This is a genomic window from Halomonas urmiana (assembly GCF_005780185.1).
GTDB classification, from domain to species: domain Bacteria; phylum Pseudomonadota; class Gammaproteobacteria; order Pseudomonadales; family Halomonadaceae; genus Halomonas; species Halomonas urmiana.
The window spans coordinates 1-277 of record NZ_VBUI01000097.1; the positions used below are offsets into that span (position 1 = coordinate 1).

Here is a 277-nt window from a genome sequence, read left to right on the forward strand (position 1 = left end):
GCACCATAGACCACCCGCTTGACCCGGCTGTGGATGAGGGCGCCGGCACACATGCAGCAGGGCTCCAGCGTCACATAGAGGGTGGTGTCGAGCAGGCGATAGTTTTCAAGCTGCTTGCCCGCTTCCCGAAGCGCCATCACCTCGGCATGGGCGCAGGCGTCGTGCTCGCTGATGGAGCGATTCCACCCCTCTGCCACTATCTTGTCCTCCAGCACCGGCACGGCGCCCACCGGGATCTCGCCTATCCCCTCTGCCCTGGCTGCCAGGGCCATGGCAT

1 protein-coding gene is annotated in these 277 nt (G+C 65.3%); it reads right to left on the bottom strand.

Annotated elements, in window-relative coordinates:
* The coding region (gene tadA, locus FEI13_RS18910; RefSeq protein ID WP_240036584.1) for a tRNA adenosine(34) deaminase TadA at positions 1 to 277 on the bottom strand (277 nt) is incomplete at both ends.